The following is a 21,590-nucleotide window of genomic DNA, read 5'->3' as shown; positions in this document are numbered from 1 at the left end:
CTGGCCGGGCGGGGGCCTGATCGATGACCAATACAGGCAAGTCCCAGGAGGGACTGCGCAGCAGGCGGCAGATCGTGGTGCTGTTCATCGCGTTGATCGTGCTGATCATCCTGCTGTTCGCCAATTTCGCGTACCTCAACACCCAGTCGAACTACGACAAGCAGTACATCGGCCATGCCGGCGAGCTGCGCGTGCTGTCCCAGCGCATCGCCAAGAATGCCACCGAGGCGGCCGGCGGCAAGGCCCAGGCGTTCAAGCTGCTGGCCGATGCACGCAACGACTTCGACCGGCGCTGGGGTTACCTGCGCAACGGTGACCGCAGCACCGGCCTGCCGGCTGCACCCTCGGCGGTGCGCGACGAGTTGCGTGCGGTGCAGAACGACTGGGAAGCGCTGCGCAAGAGCACCGACGTGATCCTTGCCAACGAGCAGACCGTGCTGTCGCTGCATCAGGTGGCCGCCACCCTGGCCGAAACCATCCCGCAGTTGCAGACCCAATACGAGAAAGTCGTCGAAATCCTCCTGCAGAGCCATGCCCCGGCCAGCCAGGTGGTGCTCGCCCAGCGTCAGGCCCTGCTCGCCGAGCGGATTCTCGGTGCGGTGAACACCGTGCTGGCCGGCGATGACACCGCCGTGCAGGCCGCCGATGCCTTCGGTCGCGACGCCAGCCAGTTCGGCCGGGTGCTCAACGGCATGCTCGAAGGCAACCCGGGTATCAATATCAGCCAGGTCCAGGACCGCGATGCCCGTGCGCGGCTCACGGAAATCGCCGAGCTGTTCCAGTTCGTTTCCGGCTCGGTGGACGAGATTCTGGAAACCTCGCCGGAGCTGTTCCAGGTCCGCGAGGCCGCCGGCAAGATTTTCACCACCTCCCAGACCCTGCTCGACCAGGCCTCGGCGCTGGCCGGCAGCCTTGAACACCTGGCCAGCCAGCGCAGCCTCAACTCGGTAGGCGGTTACCTGCTGGGCCTGCTGGCGCTGATGTCGGTGATTCTCATCGGCCTGGTGATGGTCCGCGAGACCAACCGGCAACTGCACGAAACCGCGCAGAAGAGCGAGCGCAACCAGGCGGCGATCATGCGCCTGCTGGATGAAATCGAAGACCTGGCCGACGGCGACCTGACCGTGGCCGCGTCGGTCACCGAGGACTTCACCGGCGCGATTGCCGACTCGATCAACTTTTCCATCGACCAACTGCGCGAACTGGTCGCCACCATCAACTTCACCGCCGAACAGGTGGCCGCCGCCGTGCAGGACACCCAGGCCACCGCGATGCAGCTGGCCGGCGCTTCGGAACACCAGGCACTGCAGATCAGCGCGGCCTCGACGGCAATCACCGACATGGCGCAGTCCATCGACCAGGTGTCCAGCAACGCCTCGGAGTCTTCCACTGTGGCGGCGCGTTCGGTGGCCATCGCCAACAAGGGCAACGAGGTGGTGCACAACACCATCCACGGCATGGACAACATTCGCGAGCAGATCCAGGACACCTCCAAGCGCATCAAGCGCCTGGGCGAGTCGTCCCAGGAAATCGGCGACATCGTCAGCCTGATCGACGACATCTCGGACCAGACCAACATCCTCGCTCTCAACGCGGCGATCCAGGCATCCATGGCCGGCGACGCCGGGCGTGGCTTCGCCGTGGTGGCCGACGAGGTGCAACGCCTGGCCGAGCGTTCGTCGTCGGCGACCAAGCAGATCGAGACCCTGGTGCGGGCCATCCAGAATGACACCAACGAGGCGGTGATCTCCATGGAGCAGACCACCAGCGAGGTGGTGCGCGGGGCGCGCCTGGCCCAGGATGCCGGGGTGGCCCTGGAAGAGATCGAAGGCGTTTCACGGGTGCTCGCCGAACTCATCGAGAGCATCACCGACGCCGCCCAGCAGCAGGCGGTGTCGGCCGGGCAGATCGCCCAGACCATGACGGTGATCCAGCAGATCACTTCGCAGACCACTTCCGGCACCAAGGCCACCGCCGAGAGCATCGGCAACCTGGCGAAACTCGCCAGTGCCATGCGTCGCTCGGTGTCCGGCTTCACCCTGCCAGCCTCACGGGATGCGCGATGATGGGCGCCCCGCACCGCAAGAGCCGGCAGCGCCATGCCTGATCATCACGATTACGTCGCCCTGCAGTGGCTGCGCGGCGAGATTGCCGACAACCTGCGCCAGGCCCGTCAGTGCCTGGATGCCTTCACGGCGGCGGGCCACGACGCTACCGCGCTGGAGCAGTGTCTGCACGCCGTGCACCAGGTGCATGGCAGCCTGCAGATGATCGAGTTCTATGGCGCCGCGCTGCTGGCCGAGGAAATCGAACAGCTGGTGATCGCCCTGCGCGAGCACCGCGTCGGCCACCCCGACGAAGCCATGCTGCTGCTCGACCAGGCCATGGGCCAGTTGCCCGATTACCTGGAGCGCGTCCACGCCGCGCGGCGCGACCTGCCGCTGATGATCCTGCCCTTGCTCAACGACCTGCGCAGCGCGCGTGGCGAGGGGCTGCTTTCGGAAACCAGCCTGTTCGCACCACGCCTGGACGACACGCCGCCGCTCGACGAGCAGGCCCTGGCCGAACGCGACCTGGCGGACTGGGCGCAGCGGCTGGACGCCTGGCGGCAGTGCCTGCAGCAAGCCCACGCCGGGCTGCTGCGCGAGCAGGACGTGCAGACCCACCTGCAGAACATGAGCGAGGTGTTCGAGCAGTTACAGCAGCTGTGCGCCGGCGCGCCGCTGGAGGCCCTGTGGCAGATCGTTGCGGCGCTGGTAGAGGCCATGGCGGCGGGCAGCTTCACCAACAGCCCGGCACTGCGCAGCCTGCTGCAGGAGGTCGAGCGCGAGCTGGCACGCCTGGCCGGGCAGGGCGTGCAGGGCATCAACCAGCCAGCGCCAGACGAGCTGCTCAAGAGCCTGCTGTTCTACATCGCCAAATCCGACAGCCAGGCACCGGGCATCCTGGCCTTGCAGGAACGCTATGCGCTGGGCGAAGCGCTGCCCGACGGACATGTCTCGGTGCAGGCCTCCGGCGGCATGACCGCACCGGACCGCGATGCCATGCGCACGGTGATCCTGGCGGTTTGCGAAGGCCTGGTTCGCGCCAAGGAGCGCCTCGACGTCTTCGTGCGTGGCGACCGCCAGCGGGTCAGCGAACTGAGCGCGCTGCTGCCGGCGCTGCGCCAGATCGCCGATACCCTGGCGGTGCTGGGCTTCGGCCAGCCGCGCAAGGTCATCATCGACCAGGTGGCGATGGTTCAGGGGATCGCCCAGGGCCAGCGCGAGCCTGCCGATGCGGTGTTGATGGATGTGGCCGGCGCCTTGCTGTACGTCGAGTCGACCCTGGCGGGCATGATCGGGGTGATCGGCGACAGCCGCCGTGAGGAAAGCCACCTGCCCACCACCGACCTCACGCGTATTCACCAGCTGGTGATCCGCGAGGCGCGCCTGGTTCTGCAGCAGGTGATGGAGGACATGACCGCCTGCACCGAGCAGGGCTGGTCCCGTGAGCCGCTGCAGGGGCTCTATGAACACCTGGTTCAGGTCCGCGGCGCGCTGGCGATGATTCCCTTGGTGCGCGCCGCCGCGCTGCTGGCCACCTGCGCTTTCTATGTGCGCGAGCACCTGCTGGACGCCGCCGAGCATCCGGGGCCGGAGGCCCTGCAAGCCTGGGCCGAGGCGCTGTGCGCCATCGACTTCTACCTGGCGCGCATGGGCGAAGACCACGAAGCGCCCGGCGACCGTTACCTCGACATGGCCCACGACAGCCTGGCGCGCCTGGGCTGCGCGCCGGCGCAGGAGCTGGTGGGCCTGCCGCCACCAGAGGCCGACGCCCGACCGGCGCGCCATGATGCCGATGGCCAGGATATCGTGCAGGCCCTGGCCCGGCCGGTGGCGGCGGTCAACCCGCCAGGCCGCGACATGCCGCTGCGCCTGTTGCCGCCACCGGACGACGAGGCGCCGGTGGACGCCGAGCTGCGCGAGGTGTTCGTCGAGGAGGCCGAAGAGGTGCTGGCCGCGCTGCGCGAGCATGTACCGCGCTGGCTGATCGCCCTGGCCACGCCGGGAGCCAATGCCCAGCAGCCATTGACTGAGGTGCGCCGCGCTTTCCATACCCTCAAGGGCAGCGGGCGCATGGTGCGCGCGCTGGTCATCGGCGAACTGGCCTGGGCGGTGGAAAACCTGCTCAACCGTATTCTTGAAGGCCAGCGCGAGCCCGCCCAGCCAGTGCGCCAGCTGCTGGGCGAAGTCCAGGCGCTGCTGCCCGAGCTGATCCACGACTTCGCCAGCGGCCGGCAGGCACCGCATTCCGAGGCCGACCGCCTGGCCGCCCAGGCCCAGGCGCTGGCCAGCGGCAACCCACCAGCGAGCGACGAGCGCATCGACCCACTGCTGCTGGAAATCTTCCGTCAGGAGGCGTTGGGGCATCTGCAGGTGCTCGACCGCTTCCTGGACCGCGCCACCCGTGGGCAGGCGCTGGCCGGTGACGACCTGCACCGTGCGCTGCACACCCTCAAAGGCAGTGCCTACATGGCCGGCGTGCTGCCGATCGCCGAACTGGCCAAGGCGCTGGATGAACTGGTGCGCGAGTGCAAGGCCCACCTGATCGCCATTGAAACTCCTGAATTGAACCTGCTGCGCAGTGCCGAGCCGTTGTTCCACCGGGGCCTGGAGCAGCTCGACAGCCAGCCGCTGGCGCCTATCGAAGGTGCGGCCGAGGTGATCGAGGCCGCGCAAGCGCTGCTTTCCCAGCGCCTGGCCGCTGCTCTGCAGGACGCCAGCGACGCGCCAGTGCAGGCGAACCCCAAGCTGATCCAGACCTTCCTGCAGCAGGGCATGGATATCGTCCTGGACGCCGAAGGGCTGTTGCAGCGCTGGCGTGAGCATCCTGGCGACCGCCAGGAACTCACGGCGCTGCTCGACGAACTGACCAGTCTCGGCCACGCCGCACACCTGGCTGACCTGCCGCAGATCGACGAGCTGTGCGAGGCCCTGCTGGACCTCTATGGCGCGGTCGAGGAAAGCAGCCTGGCAGCCAGCGAACGCTTCTTCGACGCGGCCGAGCAGGCCCACGAAGCACTGATCGACATGTTCGACCAGTTGGCGGCCGGGCAGGACGTGCAACCGCGCCCGGACTGCGTGGCGGCCTTGCATGGCCTGCTGGACCAGGCCCTGGACCCGACCGCCACCGGGCTGGTGGCCCGCGACGGCAGCCGGGTCACCGAGCTGGGCGCTGCGACCGGCCAGCTGGCCGATGAAAGCGCGCCCGACGATGAAATCGTGGCCATCTTCCTCGAAGAGGCAACGGATATCCTCGACAGTGCAGGGCAGGCACTGCAACGCTGGCTGACCGCCCCTGACAACCCGCAGCCCCTGCCGTCGTTGCAGCGCGACCTGCACACCCTGAAGGGCGGCGCACGCATGGCCGGGGTCACCGCCATGAGTGACCTGGGCCATGAACTCGAAGCGCTGTATGCCGGGCTCACCGAGCGTCGCTACGGCTACTCGGCAGAGCTGGCCGACCTGCTGATCAAGAGCCACGATCAACTCGCTCTGATGCTCGAACAACTGCGCCACGGCCAGCCGCTGACCGCGCCCCTGGCGCTGATCACCGCCATCGAGGCGCTGCGCAAGGTGCGTGTGCCTGGCGCGGACGCCGTGCCGGAGGCGAAGGCCGCGCCGAGCGGCCCGGAGCGTGACCCCGAGCTGCGTGACATCTTTCTCCAGGAAGCCGCCGACATTCTCGACAGCGCTGGTGCGGCGCTGGCGCGCTGGCAGGTCGACCCGCACAACCTGCAGGAGGTGGAAAACCTGCTGCGCGACCTGCATACCCTCAAGGGCGGTGCGCGGATGGTCGAGATCAAACCCATCAGCGACCTGGCCCATGAAGTCGAGTCGCTCTACGAGGCGCTGTTCGCCGGCACGCGCCAGGCTGCGCCACTGTTGCTGAGCCTGCTGCAACGCGGCCATGACCTGCTTGCCGACATGCTCGATGCCGAGCGTGAAGAGCGGCCGCTGCCCGACCCCACGCGGCTGATCGACAGCATCCGCCAGCTCGACACGTTGGAACCGCCGGTCGCCGTACCGGCGCCGCCGCTGCCGGCGCATGACGCCGAGGCCGAGCGCGCCGGCCCGGAAATGGTCAAGGTCGCGGCCGAGGACCTCGAACAACTGGTCAACCTGGCCGGTGAAACCTCGATTTTCCGGGGCCGTATCGAGCAGCAGATCCTCGACACCCAGGGCACCCTGGTAGAGATGGAAACCACCCTCGAACGCATGCGCGACCAGTTGCGGCGTCTGGAAACCGAAACCCAGGGGCGCATCCTCAGCCGTGAGCAGAGCCATGGCGAGCGGCGCGGCTATGAAGACTTCGACCCACTGGAGATGGACCGCCACTCGCAACTGCAACAACTGTCGCGGGCCTTGAGCGAGTCGGCTTCCGACCTGGTCGACCTCAAGGAAACCCTCGACCGCCACAACCGTTACGCCGAGACCCTGCTGGGCAAGCAGGCCAGGGTCAACACCGAACTGCAGGAAGGCCTGATGCGCACCCGCATGGTGCCCTTCGAGCGTCTGGTGCCGCGTCTGCGCCGCGTGGTGCGCCAGGTGGCCGGTGAACTCAACAAGCTGGTGCAGTTCGATGTCGGCAACGCCGAAGGCGAGATGGACCGCAGCGTGCTGGAGCGCATGGTTGCGCCGTTGGAGCACATGCTGCGCAATGCCGTCGACCACGGCCTGGAAAGCACCGAACGGCGCATTGCCGCCGGCAAGCCCGAGCAGGGCCACATTCGCCTCGATCTGCGCCACGAGGGCGGCGATATCGTCATCGAGCTGAGCGACGACGGTCCCGGTGTCGATATGGCGGCGGTGCGCCGCAAGGCGATCAAGCGCGGGCTGATCCAGGAAGATGCGGTGCTCGCCGATCACGAAGTGCTGCCGTTCATCCTCGAAGCAGGTTTTTCCACCGCCGAGGTCATCACCCAGATCTCCGGGCGTGGCGTGGGCATGGACGTGGTGCATGCCGAGGTCAAGCAGCTGGGCGGCTCGATGAGCATCGACTCGTTGCCGGGGCAGGGCACGCATTTTCGCATTCGCCTGCCGTTCTCGGTGTCGGTCAACCGGGCGCTGATGGTGCAGTGTGGCGACGAGCAGTTCGCCTTGCCGCTCAACACGGTGCAGGGCCTGGTGCGGGTGATGCCCGGCGAACTGCTGGAGCGTTATCAGGACGCCGCGCCGCGTTATCGCTACGGCGGCCGTACCTACGAGCTGCGTTACCTCGGCGAGCTGCTGGGCATGAGCCGCCCCAGCCTGCACGACCAGATGCAGCCGCTGCCGGTGCTGCTGGTTCACCAGCAGGACCAGTGGGTCGCCGTGCAGGTCGATGCTCTGGCCGGCACCCGGGAAATCGTGGTCAAGAAGCTCGGCCCGCAGTTCGCCAGGGTGCAGGGGGTCAGCGGCGCGACCATTCTCGGCGATGGCCGGGTCGTGCTGATTCTCGACCTGCTGGCCTGGCTGCGCACCCAGCACGCGCGCCTGGCGATCCACGAGCCGGGTGCCCAGGTGCCCGCCATCGGGCATGCCGGGCGACGAGCGCTGCGGGTGATGGTGGTGGATGACTCGGTGACCGTGCGCAAGGTCACCAGCCGCCTGCTGGAACGCCACGGCATGCGCGTGGCCACCGCCAAGGATGGGGTCGATGCCATGGCGCTTTTGGAGGAGTACACCCCCGACGTGCTGCTGCTGGACATCGAGATGCCGCGCATGGACGGCTTCGACGTGGCCAGCCAGATCCGCCAGCATGACCGCCTGCGGCACCTGCCGATCATCATGATCACCTCGCGCTCGGGGCAGAAGCACCGCGACCGGGCCATGGCCCTTGGGGTCAACGAATACCTCAGCAAGCCGTACCAGGAGTCGGTGCTGCTGGAAAGCATCGCCCGCTGGAGTGCCTACCATGCCTGACCTCGCCTATGAATCCAGCCGCCGCGCCAGCCTCACCACCCTGCTGCTGCCGCTGAGCGACCGCTTTCTGCTGCTGCCCAACGTGGCGGTGGCGGAACTGATCGACTATCAGGACTGCCAGGCCGATCCGCAGGCCCCGGCCTGGTTCCTGGGCACCATCCACTGGCGCGACCTGGAGCTGCCACTGCTCAGTTTCGAGGCCGCCTGTGGCGGACGCACCAAGGTCGGCGGGCGCGCGCGCATCGTCGTGCTCAACGCCTTGGGCGGGCGCCCGGAGCTGCGCTACCTGGCGCTGTTGATCCAGGGTATCCCGCGTTCGCACAAGGTCGACGGCCAGCTCAGCTATGTCGACGTGCCGTTGGCCGACCTGGAACTGGCCGCCGTGCAGGTGGGCGAAACCCAGGCGCGGATCCCCGACCTGGAAGGTCTGGAACGTTGGTTGGTGGAGGCCAGTACGCCACTGATCTGAGTGCCGGAGGTCGTTCAGCGCTGCCCGTCGGGATACTGGCAACTCGCTTGACGGCTGACATGGCTGTCGTAGACTGGCCGCGTCCGACATGGAGTCTGCGTTATGCGTTGTATGCAAGGAATCGCTTTTGGATTGTTTTGCCTGACCCCTTGGGTGCAGGCGCAGACGTCGACCGATAACGACCCTCTGCTCGACAAACCGGTGGCCCAGTCGGCAGCCGCCAGCGAAGCACGCGGTGTGCTGCGGGCTCAAGACCAGGCGGTGTTGGCCAGCGAGCTGTCGGGGCGCATTACCGAGCTGCCCGTACGCGAAGGCGAGTCCTTCAGCAAAGGGGACCTGCTGGCGCGTTTTGACTGCTCGGCCTTTCAGGCGCAGCTGGTAGCCGCGCAGGCTGCCACACGTGGCGCGAACGAAGAGCTGGCGCACAACAGGCAACTGGCATCGCTGAATTCGGTGGGCCGCTTCGAGGTCGCCCGTGCCGAGGCCCGGCTGGCCGAAGCCCAGGCCCAGGCCAATGTCTACCAGGTGCAGGTCAAGCGCTGCAGCGTGGTGGCGCCTTATGACGGTCAGGTTGTCGCGCGCAAGGTGCAGCGCTACGAAAGCGTATCGGCCGGTACGCCGATGTTGGAGATCGTCGACAATCGCACCCTGGAAATCCACGTGCTGGTGCCCTCGCGCTGGATGGCGCGTATCAAGCCGGGCCAGACCTTCACCTTCGTTCCCGATGAAACCGGCAAAGCGTTGACCGCCACGGTCAAGCGCCTGGGCGCGCGCATCGATGAGGGCAGCCAGACCCTGCTGTTGGTCGCCAGCCTGCCTAAATCCGACGGCTTGCTGGCGGGCATGAGCGGCACGGCCAGTTTCGCGGAGCGCCAATGAACGCCCCGGCGCCCGGCGCCGTAGAACGGGTATTTGCACAGTTTCTCGAGCTTGAGCGGGTCACTCGCGCGGCCGGCAGCATCGAGCAATTGGCCTACAGCCTGGTCAATGACGGCCAGGCGCTTTTCGGTTTTCGCCATGCAGCCCTGGTCATCGCCGGCAAGGTCAAAGCGATAACCGGCGTCAGCATGGTCGAGCCCAATGCGCCGTTCGTGGCCTTCGTCGAGCAGGCGGTCGTCCAGCAGGCAAAGCTGGAAAGGCTGAACCAGCCTGATTCGGTGAGCATCGATGCCTTCGATCAACAGGTGCGCAGCGACTGGAATGAGCTGTGTGCGCCGCACGTCTTCTGGCTGCCGCTGCGTGACCGTGGCGGTGTCGTATTCGGTGGCCTGTGGATCGCCCGCGACCGTGCCTGGACCGCTTCGGAAAAGCTGCTGCTGACTCAGTTGGGCGATACCTATGCGCACGCCTGGCTGGCGCTGCAGCCGCGCAAACCCTGGCGTATGCGCTTCAACCGCAAGCGCCGGTTCGCCGTGGTGGCTTTACTGTTCCTGGCCCTATGGATACCGGTGCGTCAGTCGGTACTGGCTCCGGCAGAAGTGGTGCCGCTCAACGGCCGGGTGGTGACTGCGCCACTGGATGGTGTAATTGCCGAATTCCTGGTCAAGCCCAACCAGCCGGTAAAGACCGGCGACCTGCTAGTGCGTTTCGACAATACGACGCTCAAGGCATCGGCCGACGTGGCCGAACGTGCCTTGGGCGTGGCCGAGGCCGAGTTACGCGGCAGTGCCCAGCGCGCCTTTGCCGACGCCGAGTCCAGCTCGCGGGTCGACCTGCTGGCGGCTCGCGTGGAGCAGAAGCGCGCCGAACGCGACTATGCCAGCGAGCTGCTCAAGCGCAGCGAAGTGCGTGCCGAGCGCGATGGCATCGCCGTGTTCGCCGACGCCCAGCGCTGGACCGGCAAACCCGTGCAGACCGGCGAACGCCTCATGGAAATCGCCAACCCGATCCAGGCCGAACTGCGTATCGAGCTGGCGGTGGGCGACGCCATCGAACTGGCCCCGGATGCCGAAGTGGCGCTGTTTCTCGACAGCGATCCCTTGCACCGGCATGAGGCGCGCCTGCAACGTGCCGCCTACGAGGCGCAGCCGACCCCAGGCGGTCAGCTGGCCTATCGGCTGGACGCCGCATTCCTCGACACGCCACCGCGCATTGGCTTGCGCGGTACTGCCAAGGTCTATGGTGACCGCGCGCCGCTGGCCCTCTACCTGCTGCGCCGTCCGCTGGCCGGGTTGCGCCAGAGCATAGGCCTGTAGATGAACCTGCCAGGCCTGCGCGAAGACCTGCAGCTGTCGCCGTCCAGCCCGGCGCTGGACGGCTCGCCACGCTGGACCCTGGCCGATCCGCTGCGCGGCCGCTATTTCAAGCTGGGCGCACAGGCCATTCGACTGCTGCGTCACTGGGCGCTGGGTGATCCGGCACAGATACTCCTGGCCGCCAATCGCGAGCCAGGCCTCAAGTTGGGCTCGGCCGAACTTGAGCAGATGCTGAGCTTTCTGCGCACCCATGACCTGGTGAGCCCCAGCGACCCGCAGCAGCGCAGCAGCTACGGCTTCAAGGCGGCGATGATGCGCCAGAGCCTGTGGAAAACCGTGCTGCATCAGTACCTGTTCTTCCGTATTCCGTTATGGCGCCCGGATCCCTTCCTCAACCGGGTCTGGCCCTGGCTGCTGCGCTTCGGACCTTTCCTGCTGCGCTATGGCCTGCCGTTGACGCTGATGCTCGGGGTGTTTCTCGTGGCCCGGGACTGGCAGCGTTTCACCGGCACCTTTCCCCACCTGTTCAGCCTGGGCGGTGCCCTGTCTTTCGGTGTGGCGCTGGTGTTCGCCAAGCTCTGTCACGAATTCGGCCATGCCTTCATGGCTAAACGCGCCGGCTGCCGGGTGCAGAGCATGGGCCTGGCGTTCATGGTCCTGTTTCCGTTGTTCTACACCGATGTCAGCGATGCCTGGCGGGTCAATGACCGGCGTGCGCGGCTGCTGATCGGCGCCGGCGGGGTACTGGCCGAAATGCTCCTGGCCTGCATCGCACTGCTGGCCTGGTCGCTGTTGCCCGACGGCCCGGCGCGTACGGCGGCCTTCATGCTCGCCAGTGCAACCTGGATCACGACCGTGGTGGTCAACCTCAACCCGTTCATGCGCTTCGATGGTTACTTCCTGGTCAGTGACCTGTGGGAAGTGGATAACCTGCAGGCGCGGGCCTTCGCCCTGTGTCGCTGGCATCTGCGGGAAAAGCTGTTCGGCTATGGCGTGCCGGCACCGGAGCCTTGGCCTGCGAAGATGCGCTGGCGGCTGTTGGCCTGGGGCTACCTGTCCTGGCTGTGGCGCGCGGTGCTGTTCTTCGGCATCGCCCTGGCGGTCTATCACCTGTTCTTCAAACTGCTGGGCATCTTCCTGATGCTGGTGGAGCTGGGGTTCTTCATTTTCATGCCGATCTACAAGGAAATGCGTCACTGGTGGGCGCATCGTGAGCAGGCCCATACCCCACGGGTGCTGTTGGTAGCGCTGGTGCTGGCAGGCTTGCTGGCGGTGCTGGTGGTGCCCTGGCGCAGCAGCGTCGAGGTGCCGGCGATGCTTGAGGCGGGGCGTGTCAGCGAGCTGCATTCGCCGGTGGCGGCGCGGGTTGCACGCATCCTGGTCAAGGATGGCCAGGCGGTCGAACAGGGTGCGGTACTGGTCGAGCTGGCTTCACCCGACATCGATTCACGGCAGATCATCGTGCGGCGCGAAATCGACATTCTGCAGTTGCAGCTGCGTCGTCAGGCCGGGCGCAGTGAAACCGTGGCGGATATCGGTGTGCTGGAGCAGCGTCTGGCCGAAGCGGTGGCCGAGTACCGCGGCCTGGCGGCGCAGCGCGAGCGTTTATCGATCCGCGCGCCCCAGGCCGGCCGGGTGCGTGACCTGATGCCCAACCTGGAACCCGGCCGCTGGGTAGCGCCTGGCGTGCCGCTGGCGCGCATCGTCGAGTCGGGAACCCGCCTGCGTGGCTATCTGGCCGAGGATGCCCTGTGGCGTGTCGAGGTAGGCGCCAAGGGGCGCTTCATCGCCGATGACCCCATGCGCGCCTCGTTGCCGGTGGAGTTGCTTGAGATCGACGCCAATGGCGCCGCCTGGCTCGACCAGGAGGCACTGACCTCCGACCATCATGGCCCGATTGCCGTGCGTCGCGACGAGCAGCAGCGCGCCGAACCCGTGCAGGCCCAGTATGGCGTGCGCCTGAAGGTCGACGAGTCGGTGGCCGCGCCGGTACAGCCCCTGCGCGGGGTGGTCATGCTCGAGGGGCAGAGCGAGTCAGTGCTGCTGGCGGCATGGCGTCGGCTGGCGGCCCTGGGCGTGCGTGAGAGCGGATTCTGAATAAGGTCCAATACGGGGCGGTCAGGCCGGGTAGGCGGCTTCAGCCGCGAAGCGAGCGCCTGTTCACAGCAGATGCACTGAACTTCCAGGCGCTTTCGCGGCTAAAGCCGCTCCCACCGAGCCTCAAAGGCGCAAATCGCTTAATCGAACTGTATTGGCATAAGGTCAGGGAGACGAACCAATGAAATCCAACAAGCATTCCGGCAGTGTCGGTGACCTGCTGGTACGGCCGGCCGTGGAGGCCGACGCGCTATTTTTGCAGACGCTCTACCATTCGGCGCGCCCGGACTTGCAGTGGATCGACGGCGAGCAGGAGTTCGTCGAGCAGGTCATCAACCAGCAGCACCATGTACAGGAGCAGGGCATCGGCAATGGTTTTCCGGGGGCCATGCACTATGTGGTGGAAAAGCTGGGCACCTGTATCGGCGCCTTGGTGACCGATTTCGGCCCGAACGAGATTCGCGTGCTGTACCTGGCGTTCATTCCCGCCGCGCGCGGCCAGGGCCATGGCCGCACGGTGCTCCAGGGCGTCCAGCAGGCCGCCGAGCAGGTGCGCTGCCCGGTTTCCACGGTGGTATGGGCCAACAACCCCCATGCACGCCAGCATTACCTGGCGCTGGGGTTTCAGGTCGAGGAACGGGATGTGGCGGCCGAGCGGTTGGTCTGGTACCCGCAGCGGCGCGCCATTGTGGTCTGATCAGTTGAAGCTGATGTGGTAGTAGGCCAGGTTCGGGTCCCGGCCAAGGGGCGGGACCCGTGAAACGAATACCTGGCCGAGTTCTTTCATTCCACCGAGTTCCAGATGGCAAAGACCATCGACAAAGTCGGTGGGGTGCTGGGAGTCGACGGAAACACTGAAGGGCATGCGTGCGCCTGGCATACGTGCCTGCGGTTTCTCATCCACGCTCGATATCACCACGGTCAGTTCGTGGCCGCTGTCCGCTTTTAGAGCGCAAGGCGTGCCGAGCCATTGTTGAAAATATTCCACTGAAATCTTGTCGAGCATCAATGAGTCTCCTGGCGGGGGTTTGCCTCGACATCGGTGAGCGTCAATTACGGCTTGGGTAAATACCCTGCAGTGCAATGCTGAAGTTCAGTACCAGGAATGGATTCATGGTGCCAAACGGGGCGCCTGTCCCGGTGACCGCCGCTGTCACGCTTCCAGTCACTGCGCTCGTAACGCCACTCTGGTTAACCGGATTGTTGCCGATGGCCGAAGAGAAAATGTTGGCTGAGCCAGGCCCTGTCGGGTTTCCTGCACCGACAAAACTATTGGTCGCTGTCGGAGCGACAGCTGCGCTGGTCTGCTCGGTGGCCAGACTGATCTGTGTATTGACCACCAGGTTGGAGGTGATGGTGTGTGTATGAGGTGGGAGGTTGTTTTGCAACAGCGTGACGGATTCGCTACCCGAATGTTGGGCAATCGTACGAGGTGTCAAACCGGCGCCTTGTCCCTGACCGACAGGGATCCGCCCCTGCAGATCAGGCAGTGCGAAATTGTTCACTCCATTGCCGCCATAGAGGGTGCCCAGAAGCGCAAACAGCGCCTGGGACTGTTGGAGAGGGACTAGCTGCCCATTGCAAAACGACCAGCCGTAGGGCGCGTAATTGAACCCGAATGTCATGATCGACCCGATGAAAACTTCCATAGATCCTATTCCTTGTCATCTAGTGTCTTGGTCGACCTCAGCCACGCATGCGTGGCATGGCTGAATGTCAGCTCAGAGCGTAGTCAGCGTTGGCAGATTTGCTTCCACCCGCCCATTTATTTGTCGCGTTTGGAACATTGGCTCCACGAGATGACGTTCCTGTATGTGCCGACTATTAAGCTGGCGATATAGATACCGCTTACCTATATCGGCCATGCCACTCGTCTGAAAAAAATCATTCAGATTCTCTATGAGGGCCGTATTTGTTGAGGCTCGCAGGTGTAGGCGGAGGTTTTTATTTTTTTCCTACTCAATGTATCGGAACTTTTGTCGATGAAGCTATGCGCATCGCACTCCTTGGTTTAGGCTCATAGTCGTTACACATGGAGAGTGCATCGATACAGAGAGGTCAGGATGACGCAATTCAATTTTATTTCGGGTTTGCCACGTGCGGGCTCGACTCTGCTCTCCGCGATTCTGTTGCAGAACCCGCGCTTTCATGCCGGTATGAGCAGTCCGGTCGCCTCGCTGTTTTCTTCGGTGCTCGCCCAGTGCAGTGCTGGCAGCGAATTCTCTTCGATGATCGATACCTCGGCGCGTCGCCGGCTGTTGCGGGGCATCTTCGATTCGTATTACGCCGACAAGGCGGACAAAGCGGTGGTCTTCGACACCAGCCGCGGCTGGACCTCGCGCCTGCCTGCCCTGATGGAAATGTTCCCGCAAGCCAAGGTCATCGCCTGCGTGCGCAACGTGGCCTGGGTGATGGACAGCATCGAACGGGTGTATCGCAAGAACCCGTTCGAGAACACCAAGCTGTTCGTCGATGACACCGAGCGCAACACCGTCTACAGCCGCGTGGAAACCCTGGCGCAGCGCAATCGCCTGGTCGGCTTTGCTTGGGCTTCGCTGAAAGAGGCCTATTACGGTGAGCATGCCAATTCGCTGCTGCTGATCGACTACGACCTGTTGAGCCAGGCGCCCGAGCGAGTGTTGCGCCTGGTCTACGAGTTCATCGGCGAGCCCTGGTTCGAGCACGACTTCGACAACCTGTCCTACGACGCACCGCAGTTCGACGATGCGCTGGGGGTCTCCGGCCTGCACAAGGTCAAGCCACGGGTGGCCTTCGAGCCCCGGCAAACCATCCTGCCGCCCGACCTGTTCGAGCAGTACTCCAACCTGTCGTTCTGGAATGACGGCTCGCCCAGCGCGGCCAATGTCATTCGCATGAAGTCCGACGCTGCGGGCAACTGACCGTAGCTTTCATTATCAGCGTCACAACGTTCGATCTCTGGTGAGCAACATGTGGTGGAACAAGCGAAATTCGCCAGCTGCACAGAAGCCTTCTGCTGAGCAATCAGCCCAGTCCCCCATGATCATGTTCCTGGAGCCGCGCATGCTGTTCGACGGCGCGGTCGCCGCGACCGTCGCCGACACGGCCCAGGCCGACAGCCAGGCCCCCGCGCAGGCCGCCAAGGCAGCCGACCACGCCGCCGCTGCCGACAGTGCGGACGGCCATGCGCAAGCCGCGACAGCCGACATCGCCACCACACCAGCGGATGCCAGCGGCACCGTGGTGTTCGTCGACTCGCGGGTCAAGGATGCCGACAGCCTGCTGGTGGGCGTGGCGCCGGGTGCGCAGGTCGTGAAGCTCGATGCCACCCGTGACGGCCTGCAACAGATTGCCGAGTACCTGGAGACTCATCAGGGCCTCAGCTCGGTACAGATCATCGCCCACGGCAACTCGGGTGACCTGTGGCTGGGCAACAGCTACCTGTCGGCCGACAACATCGCGCAGCGCAGCGCGTTGCTGGCGGAAATCGGCAATGACATGGCGGTCGGTGGCGACATCCTCATCTATGCCTGCAACACCGCCGAGGGCGAGCTGGGGTTGAGTTTCGTCGACTCGCTGGCAGCACTCACTGGGCGTGACATCGCGGCGTCGAGCAATCGTACGGGCGTGGGGGGCGACTGGGACCTGGAAATCGCGACTGGCAGCATCGAGAGTGTCAGTGCGCTGTCGCAGCAGGCGAGGGATTCCTATCAGTGGGGGCTGGCGACCATCACCGTGACTAATAGCGGTGATACGGGCGCTGGGTCACTGCGCACAGCCCTGAGCACAGCGGTGGCCGGCGACATCATCACCTTCAACAGCGCCATGACGGTGAACCTCAACACCCAGTTGGTTATCACCAAGAACCTTACGGTCGATGGTGACTTGAACAACGACGGTGTTGCCGATGTGACCCTGAGCGGTCAGTACAAGACTCAGGTTCTGAAGGTCAACGCAGGTGTCACGGCAGAACTCGATGGCGTAGTCATCACCAAGGGGCTGGCCGTCGGAAACGGTGCCAATGCCGGTTCGGATGCCAGTGCCGCGTTGGGGGGCGGCATCGTCAACCTGGGTAACCTGACGCTCAACAATGTCACCGTCACCGCCAACGCAGCCTCGGGCGGCGGTGGCGGTGGCGGCGTGACCGGTGGAACCGTAGGGGGCGGCGGTGGCGGCGGCGGCGCGCTTGGCGGCCAAGTGGGCGGTCGCGGCGGTAACGCCGGTAATGGCGTGGGTTATTACGCGGGTGGAAACGGCACCAGCAACACCGGGGGAAATGGCGGCGGCTATAACCCTTCCGTCATGGGCGGGCGTGGAGGAGGCAGCGCGGGCGGTGCGGGTGGCCAGGGCGCCTTTGGCTATAGCAATGGCGGTTTAGGTGGTACGGCTAACAATGGCACCATCTCCATCGGTGGCGGAGGAGGTGGCTCGGGTTGGGATGCCGCCGGGCGTGGAGGTGCCCCTGCGAGCGGTGGTATCTACAATGGCGCCAGCGGCACCTTGACCATCATTGGCTCTTCGGTAATTTCCAACAATCTTGGCGCAGGTGGTGGCGGCGGTGGTGGTGGCGGGAATGGCGCGGGGGCCTCTGCCGATCCGGGCGGTGCCGGTGGCAAGGGCGTGGGGGCTATCTGGAACAAAGGCACCTTGCAGATCACCTCGGCCAACTTCACCGCATTGACTAGTGGTAACAACAAGGGCGGCAGTGGGGCGGGAGGATTCTTCTCCGGCGTCGCGGCCAATTCGCCGGCGGCGGTAGATGGCATTTTCAACGACGGTGGCTCGGTCAATTCGGCCTACAATCCGGCTCCGACCGCTACGATCCTGGTGAGCAATACGGCTCAGCACATTGGCACGACCTCGCTGGTGACCATTACCTTCAGCCAGGCTGTAACCGGCTTCACCAATACCGACCTCAACGTCGGTAATGGTACGTTGAGCGCAGTAAGCAGTGCGGATGGTGGAAAGACTTGGACTGCCACGTTCACGCCAAGTCCCAATGTCAACAGCGCAAGCAACGTGATCGTCCTGGACAATACCGGCGTGGCTGGCGCATCCAATGGTCTGCCCGGTGTCGGTAATACCACGTCCAATAACTACAGCATTGATACTTTGCGTCCTGCTGCCACCAGCATCACGCTTTCCGATACCGCTTTGAGTATTGGCGAAACGTCGCAGGTGACCATCACCTTCAGCGAGGCAGTCAGCGGCCTCACCACCGCCGACTTCACAGTGGCAAACGGAACCCTCAGCAATCTGGCGTCCAGCAATGGCGGAGTCACCTGGACCGCCACCCTGACACCTTCGGCCAACATCACCGACAGCACCAACGTCATCACCCTGGATAACACGGGTTATACCGACGCGGCAGGCAACACCGGCAGCGGCACGACCGATTCCATCAACTACGCCATCGACACCCAGCGCCCTACCGCGACCATCGCGGTAGCCGACGCCAACCTGACCGCCGGTGAAACCACGCAGGTCACCATTACTTTCAGCGAGGCGGTGAGCGGTTTCACCAACACCGACCTGACAGTGCCCAACGGCAGCCTGAGCAGTGTCAGCAGCAGCGACGGTGGCATCACCTGGACGGCGACCTTCACGCCGAACAGCAACTTCTCCAGCGCCAGTAACGTGATCACCTTGAACAACACGGGTGTCAATGATCTGGCCGGTAACGCCGGTGCTGGAACCACCACATCGAACAATTTCTCGATCAATACCGTCGGTCCGACCGCTACCGTGGTGCTGTCGGACACTGCCTTGAAGATCGGTGAAACCTCGCAGGTCACCATCACCTTCACCGAAGCGGTGACCGGGTTCACCGATGCCAATGTCACGGCGGAAAACGGCACCCTGAGCGGCTTCACCACCTCCGACGGTGGTGTCACCTGGACGGCGACCTTCACGCCGAACGCCAACGTAAGTGATGCCACCAACGTGGTCTCGCTCAGCCTGGCCGGGTTGTCCTATGCCAACGGCAACCAGGGGGGCGGCTCCACCTCGTCTGGCAACTATGCCGTCGATACCTTGCGACCCACCGCGACCATCGTCGTTGCCGACAACGCGCTGGCCATTGGCGAGACATCGTTGGTGACCATCACCTTCAGCGAAGCGGTCACCGGCTTCAGCAATGCCGACCTGACGGTGAGCAACGGCACGCTCAGCGCGGTGAGCAGCAGTGACGGTGGCGTCACCTGGACCGCGATATTCACGCCAACCAGCAACGTCACCAGCGCCAGTAATGTGATTACCCTGGACAATAGCGGGGTGGCGGATACCGCAGGCAACGCCGGCACCGGTACTACCGTCTCCAACAACTACGCGATCGATAGCGTACGCCCGACGGCGAGCATTGCCATGTCGGACACCGCTCTGGCAGTCGGTGAAACGTCCTTGGTGACCATCACCTTCAGTGAAGCGGTGACCGGTTTCAACAATGCCGACCTGACGATCCCCAATGGCACCTTAAGCGCCGTCAGCAGCAGCGATGGTGGGGTCACCTGGACGGCGACCTATACGCCGAACATCAATGTGAATGCCGGCACCAACCTGATCACGCTGAACAACACCGGTGTGAGTGATCTGGCAGGTAACGCCGGAACCGGTACCACCAACTCGCCCAACTTCACCATCGATACCCGCCAGCCCACCGCGACCATCGTGGTGGCCCAAAGCACCCTGGCCATCGGCGAAACCTCGCTGGTGACCATCACCTTCAGCGAGGCGGTGACCGGCTTCACCAACGCCGACCTGACTATCGCCAACGGCACGCTCAGCGCTGTTAGCAGCAGCGACGGCGGTATTACCTGGACGGCCACCCTGACGCCGACCACAAATCTGACCGATGCGACCAACGTAATCACCCTGGACAACACCGGGTTCACCAACGCCACGGGCAACTCCGGCAGCGGCACTACGCTGTCCAACAACTACGCCATCGATACCGAACGCCCCACCGCGACCATCGTGGTGGCCGACAATGCGCTGGCCATCGGCGAAACCTCGCTGGTGACCATCACCTTCAGTGAAGCCGTGACCGGTTTCACCCTCGCCGACATCACCGTGAGCAACGGCACCCTCAGCGGGCTCAGCAGCAGCGATGGCGGTATCACCTGGATGGCGACCTTCACACCAACCAGCGGAATCACCAACGCCAGCAACCTCATCACCCTGGACAATACCGGGGTGGCTGACCTGGCGGGTAATGCCGGCACAGGCATCACGACGTCGAACAACTACGCCATCGATTCCCAACGTCCGACCGCCACCATCACGATGTCGGATACGGCGCTCGGGGTGGGTGAAACGTCCGTGGTCACCATCACCTTCAGCGAGGCGGTGACCGGTTTCACCAATGCCGACCTGACCGTAGCCAACGGTACCTTGAGTGCGCTCAGCAGCAGTGATGGCGGTATCACCTGGACCGCGACCTATACGCCGAACGTCAATGTGAGCGACGCTACCAACCTCATCACCCTGGACAATACCGGGGTGGCTGACCTGGCAGGCAATGCCGGGGTCGGTACGACCAACTCGCCAAACTTCAGCATCGACACCACCCAACCGGTCGCGACCATCGTGGTGGCCGACACGGCCTTGGCCAGCGGCGGGACGTCGCTGGTCACCATCACCTTCAGCGAGCCGGTAACAGGTTTCAGCAACGCCGACCTGAGCGTGGCCAACGGCACCTTGAGTGCGGTGAGCAGCAGCGATGGTGGAATCACCTGGACGGCGACTCTGACCCCGACAGCGAACATCGAAGACACCACCAACGTCATTACCCTGAACAACGCGGGCGTTCAGGGCCAGACCTCGGGTAACCCAGGCAGCGGCACCACCGATTCGAACAACTATGTGATCGATACCAAGGCGCCGACCGCGACCATCGTGCTGGCCGACAACGACCTGGCGCCCGGCGAGACTTCGCTGGTCACCATTACCTTCAGCGAGCCGGTCACCGGCTTCGGCAATGCCAATGTCACCGTGGCCAACGGCACGCTGAGCGCGTTGAGCAGCAGTGACGGTGGCATTACCTGGACAGCCACCCTGACCCCTGCCACCGGCGTCAACAGCCCGTCCAACGCGCTGGTGCTGAATTACACGGGTGTGCTCGACGCCGCAGGCAACCCCGGCAGCGGAACCGTCAGTTCGGGCAACTATGCGGTGGGTATCAACACGCCGCCGGTGACGCCGGTCGACCCGACGCCACCCACACCGGTCGACCCGACACCGCCCACACCGGTCGTCCCGACACCGCCGACGCCGGTCGATCCAACGCCCGTCACACCGACACCGGTGCCACCGCCCCCGGTCGTGCCGACGCCGCCGACCGTCACGCCGCCTGCCGTCGACCCGGAGTTCCTGGTCAGTACGCCGAACGTGGTCATCACCAGTACGCCCAACCAGCCGTTGCAGCCGACGGTCTTCGCGCCGCCCACCGGTTCCTTGGGGCCGGCACTGGGCTTCGCGCCACTGTTCGAGTCGCGTACCAGTGGGGAAGGGCTGCCTCCGGTGGGCAACATCTTTATCAGCAATGGTGCCCTGGCGCCGAGCTTCGTGGCTCAGGTGTTCGCGGGCGATAACGCCAATCATGCCGGCGCGGGCGGTTTCCTGGGCTTCGCCGGCGGTGAGGGTGGCATTTTCGGCAACAGCACCTTCGCCTCGATCTTCTCGCGCGAGCGTGCCCCGGACACCAGCGCTGCGGCGGCTTTCGCCGGCGATAACGGCGGGGCTGGCGTGCCGGGCGAGCCGGTGGCCAGCCTGGGGCCGCTGACGCTTGAGCAACAGCTGCAGCGAATCAAGGCCGCCGAGCATCAGCATCTTCAAGAGCTGGCCATGGCTTTTGGCGAGATGGGGCTCAGAGAGGTCCAGGCATGATGCCGGGGCCTGCATGTTTGC

Annotated in this window: 11 protein-coding genes; 9 read left to right on the top strand and 2 right to left on the bottom strand. The window is 64.8% G+C overall.

Translation table 11 applies throughout. From position 1 onward, the window contains the following. Nucleotides 1-23 precede the first annotated feature (23 nt). From RRX38_RS14545 to RRX38_RS14515, 7 genes are all read left to right on the top strand, one after another. Complete coding sequence (locus RRX38_RS14545; RefSeq protein WP_295478717.1) at nucleotides 24-2,066, top strand: methyl-accepting chemotaxis protein; 2,043 nt, start codon at nucleotides 24-26, stop codon at nucleotides 2,064-2,066. A 33-nt stretch (nucleotides 2,067-2,099) separates the two neighbouring features. Next, on the top strand, nucleotides 2,100-7,946 hold the full coding sequence (locus tag RRX38_RS14540) for an Hpt domain-containing protein (protein WP_315959701.1): 5,847 nt from the start codon (nucleotides 2,100-2,102) through the stop codon (nucleotides 7,944-7,946). Further along, a complete protein-coding gene (locus RRX38_RS14535; RefSeq protein ID WP_315959700.1) occupies nucleotides 7,939-8,415 on the top strand; it encodes a chemotaxis protein CheW in 477 nt (158 codons plus the stop codon). The genes RRX38_RS14540 and RRX38_RS14535 overlap by 8 nt, the downstream gene beginning before the upstream one ends. A 102-nt stretch (nucleotides 8,416-8,517) precedes the next feature. Then, a complete protein-coding gene (locus tag RRX38_RS14530; protein WP_315959699.1) occupies nucleotides 8,518-9,294 on the top strand; it encodes an efflux RND transporter periplasmic adaptor subunit in 777 nt (258 codons plus the stop codon). Beyond that, a complete protein-coding gene (locus RRX38_RS14525) occupies nucleotides 9,291-10,610 on the top strand; it encodes an efflux RND transporter periplasmic adaptor subunit (RefSeq protein WP_315959698.1) in 1,320 nt (439 codons plus the stop codon). Before RRX38_RS14530 ends, RRX38_RS14525 begins: the two co-directional genes overlap by 4 nt. Further along, the gene (locus tag RRX38_RS14520) at nucleotides 10,611-12,707 is read left to right on the top strand and encodes an HlyD family efflux transporter periplasmic adaptor subunit (protein ID WP_315959697.1); all 2,097 of its coding nucleotides are present in this window, start codon (nucleotides 10,611-10,613) and stop codon (nucleotides 12,705-12,707) included. A gap of 181 nt (nucleotides 12,708-12,888) precedes the next feature. Next, a complete protein-coding gene (locus RRX38_RS14515) occupies nucleotides 12,889-13,404 on the top strand; it encodes a GNAT family N-acetyltransferase (protein ID WP_295478699.1) in 516 nt (171 codons plus the stop codon). Here the strand turns inward: RRX38_RS14515 and RRX38_RS14510 are convergent, their stop codons facing one another. Then, on the bottom strand, nucleotides 13,405-13,713 hold the full coding sequence (locus tag RRX38_RS14510) for a DUF6916 family protein (RefSeq protein ID WP_315959696.1): 309 nt from the start codon (nucleotides 13,711-13,713) through the stop codon (nucleotides 13,405-13,407). It lies immediately after the preceding gene. Between the two features lie 43 nt (nucleotides 13,714-13,756). Further along, nucleotides 13,757-14,356, bottom strand: coding sequence for a phage tail protein (locus tag RRX38_RS14505; protein ID WP_315959695.1), 600 nt, complete (start codon nucleotides 14,354-14,356; stop codon nucleotides 13,757-13,759). Nucleotides 14,357-14,770: 414 nt separating this feature from the next. Between RRX38_RS14505 and RRX38_RS14500 the strand changes: the two genes are divergently transcribed. Then, nucleotides 14,771-15,607 (top strand): sulfotransferase, encoded by an 837-nt coding sequence (locus RRX38_RS14500; RefSeq protein WP_315959694.1) that lies wholly within the window; start codon nucleotides 14,771-14,773, stop codon nucleotides 15,605-15,607. A 142-nt stretch (nucleotides 15,608-15,749) separates the two neighbouring features. Beyond that, the gene (locus tag RRX38_RS14495; protein WP_315962685.1) at nucleotides 15,750-21,569 is read left to right on the top strand and encodes an Ig-like domain-containing protein; all 5,820 of its coding nucleotides are present in this window, start codon (nucleotides 15,750-15,752) and stop codon (nucleotides 21,567-21,569) included. The last annotated feature ends 21 nt before the right edge of the window (nucleotides 21,570-21,590 follow it).

This window comes from Pseudomonas sp. DTU_2021_1001937_2_SI_NGA_ILE_001 (assembly GCF_032463525.1).
Taxonomy (GTDB): Bacteria; Pseudomonadota; Gammaproteobacteria; order Pseudomonadales; family Pseudomonadaceae; genus Aquipseudomonas.
The sequence above is the reverse complement of the archived record's forward strand: the minus strand, read 5'-3'. Positions and strand labels throughout refer to the sequence as shown.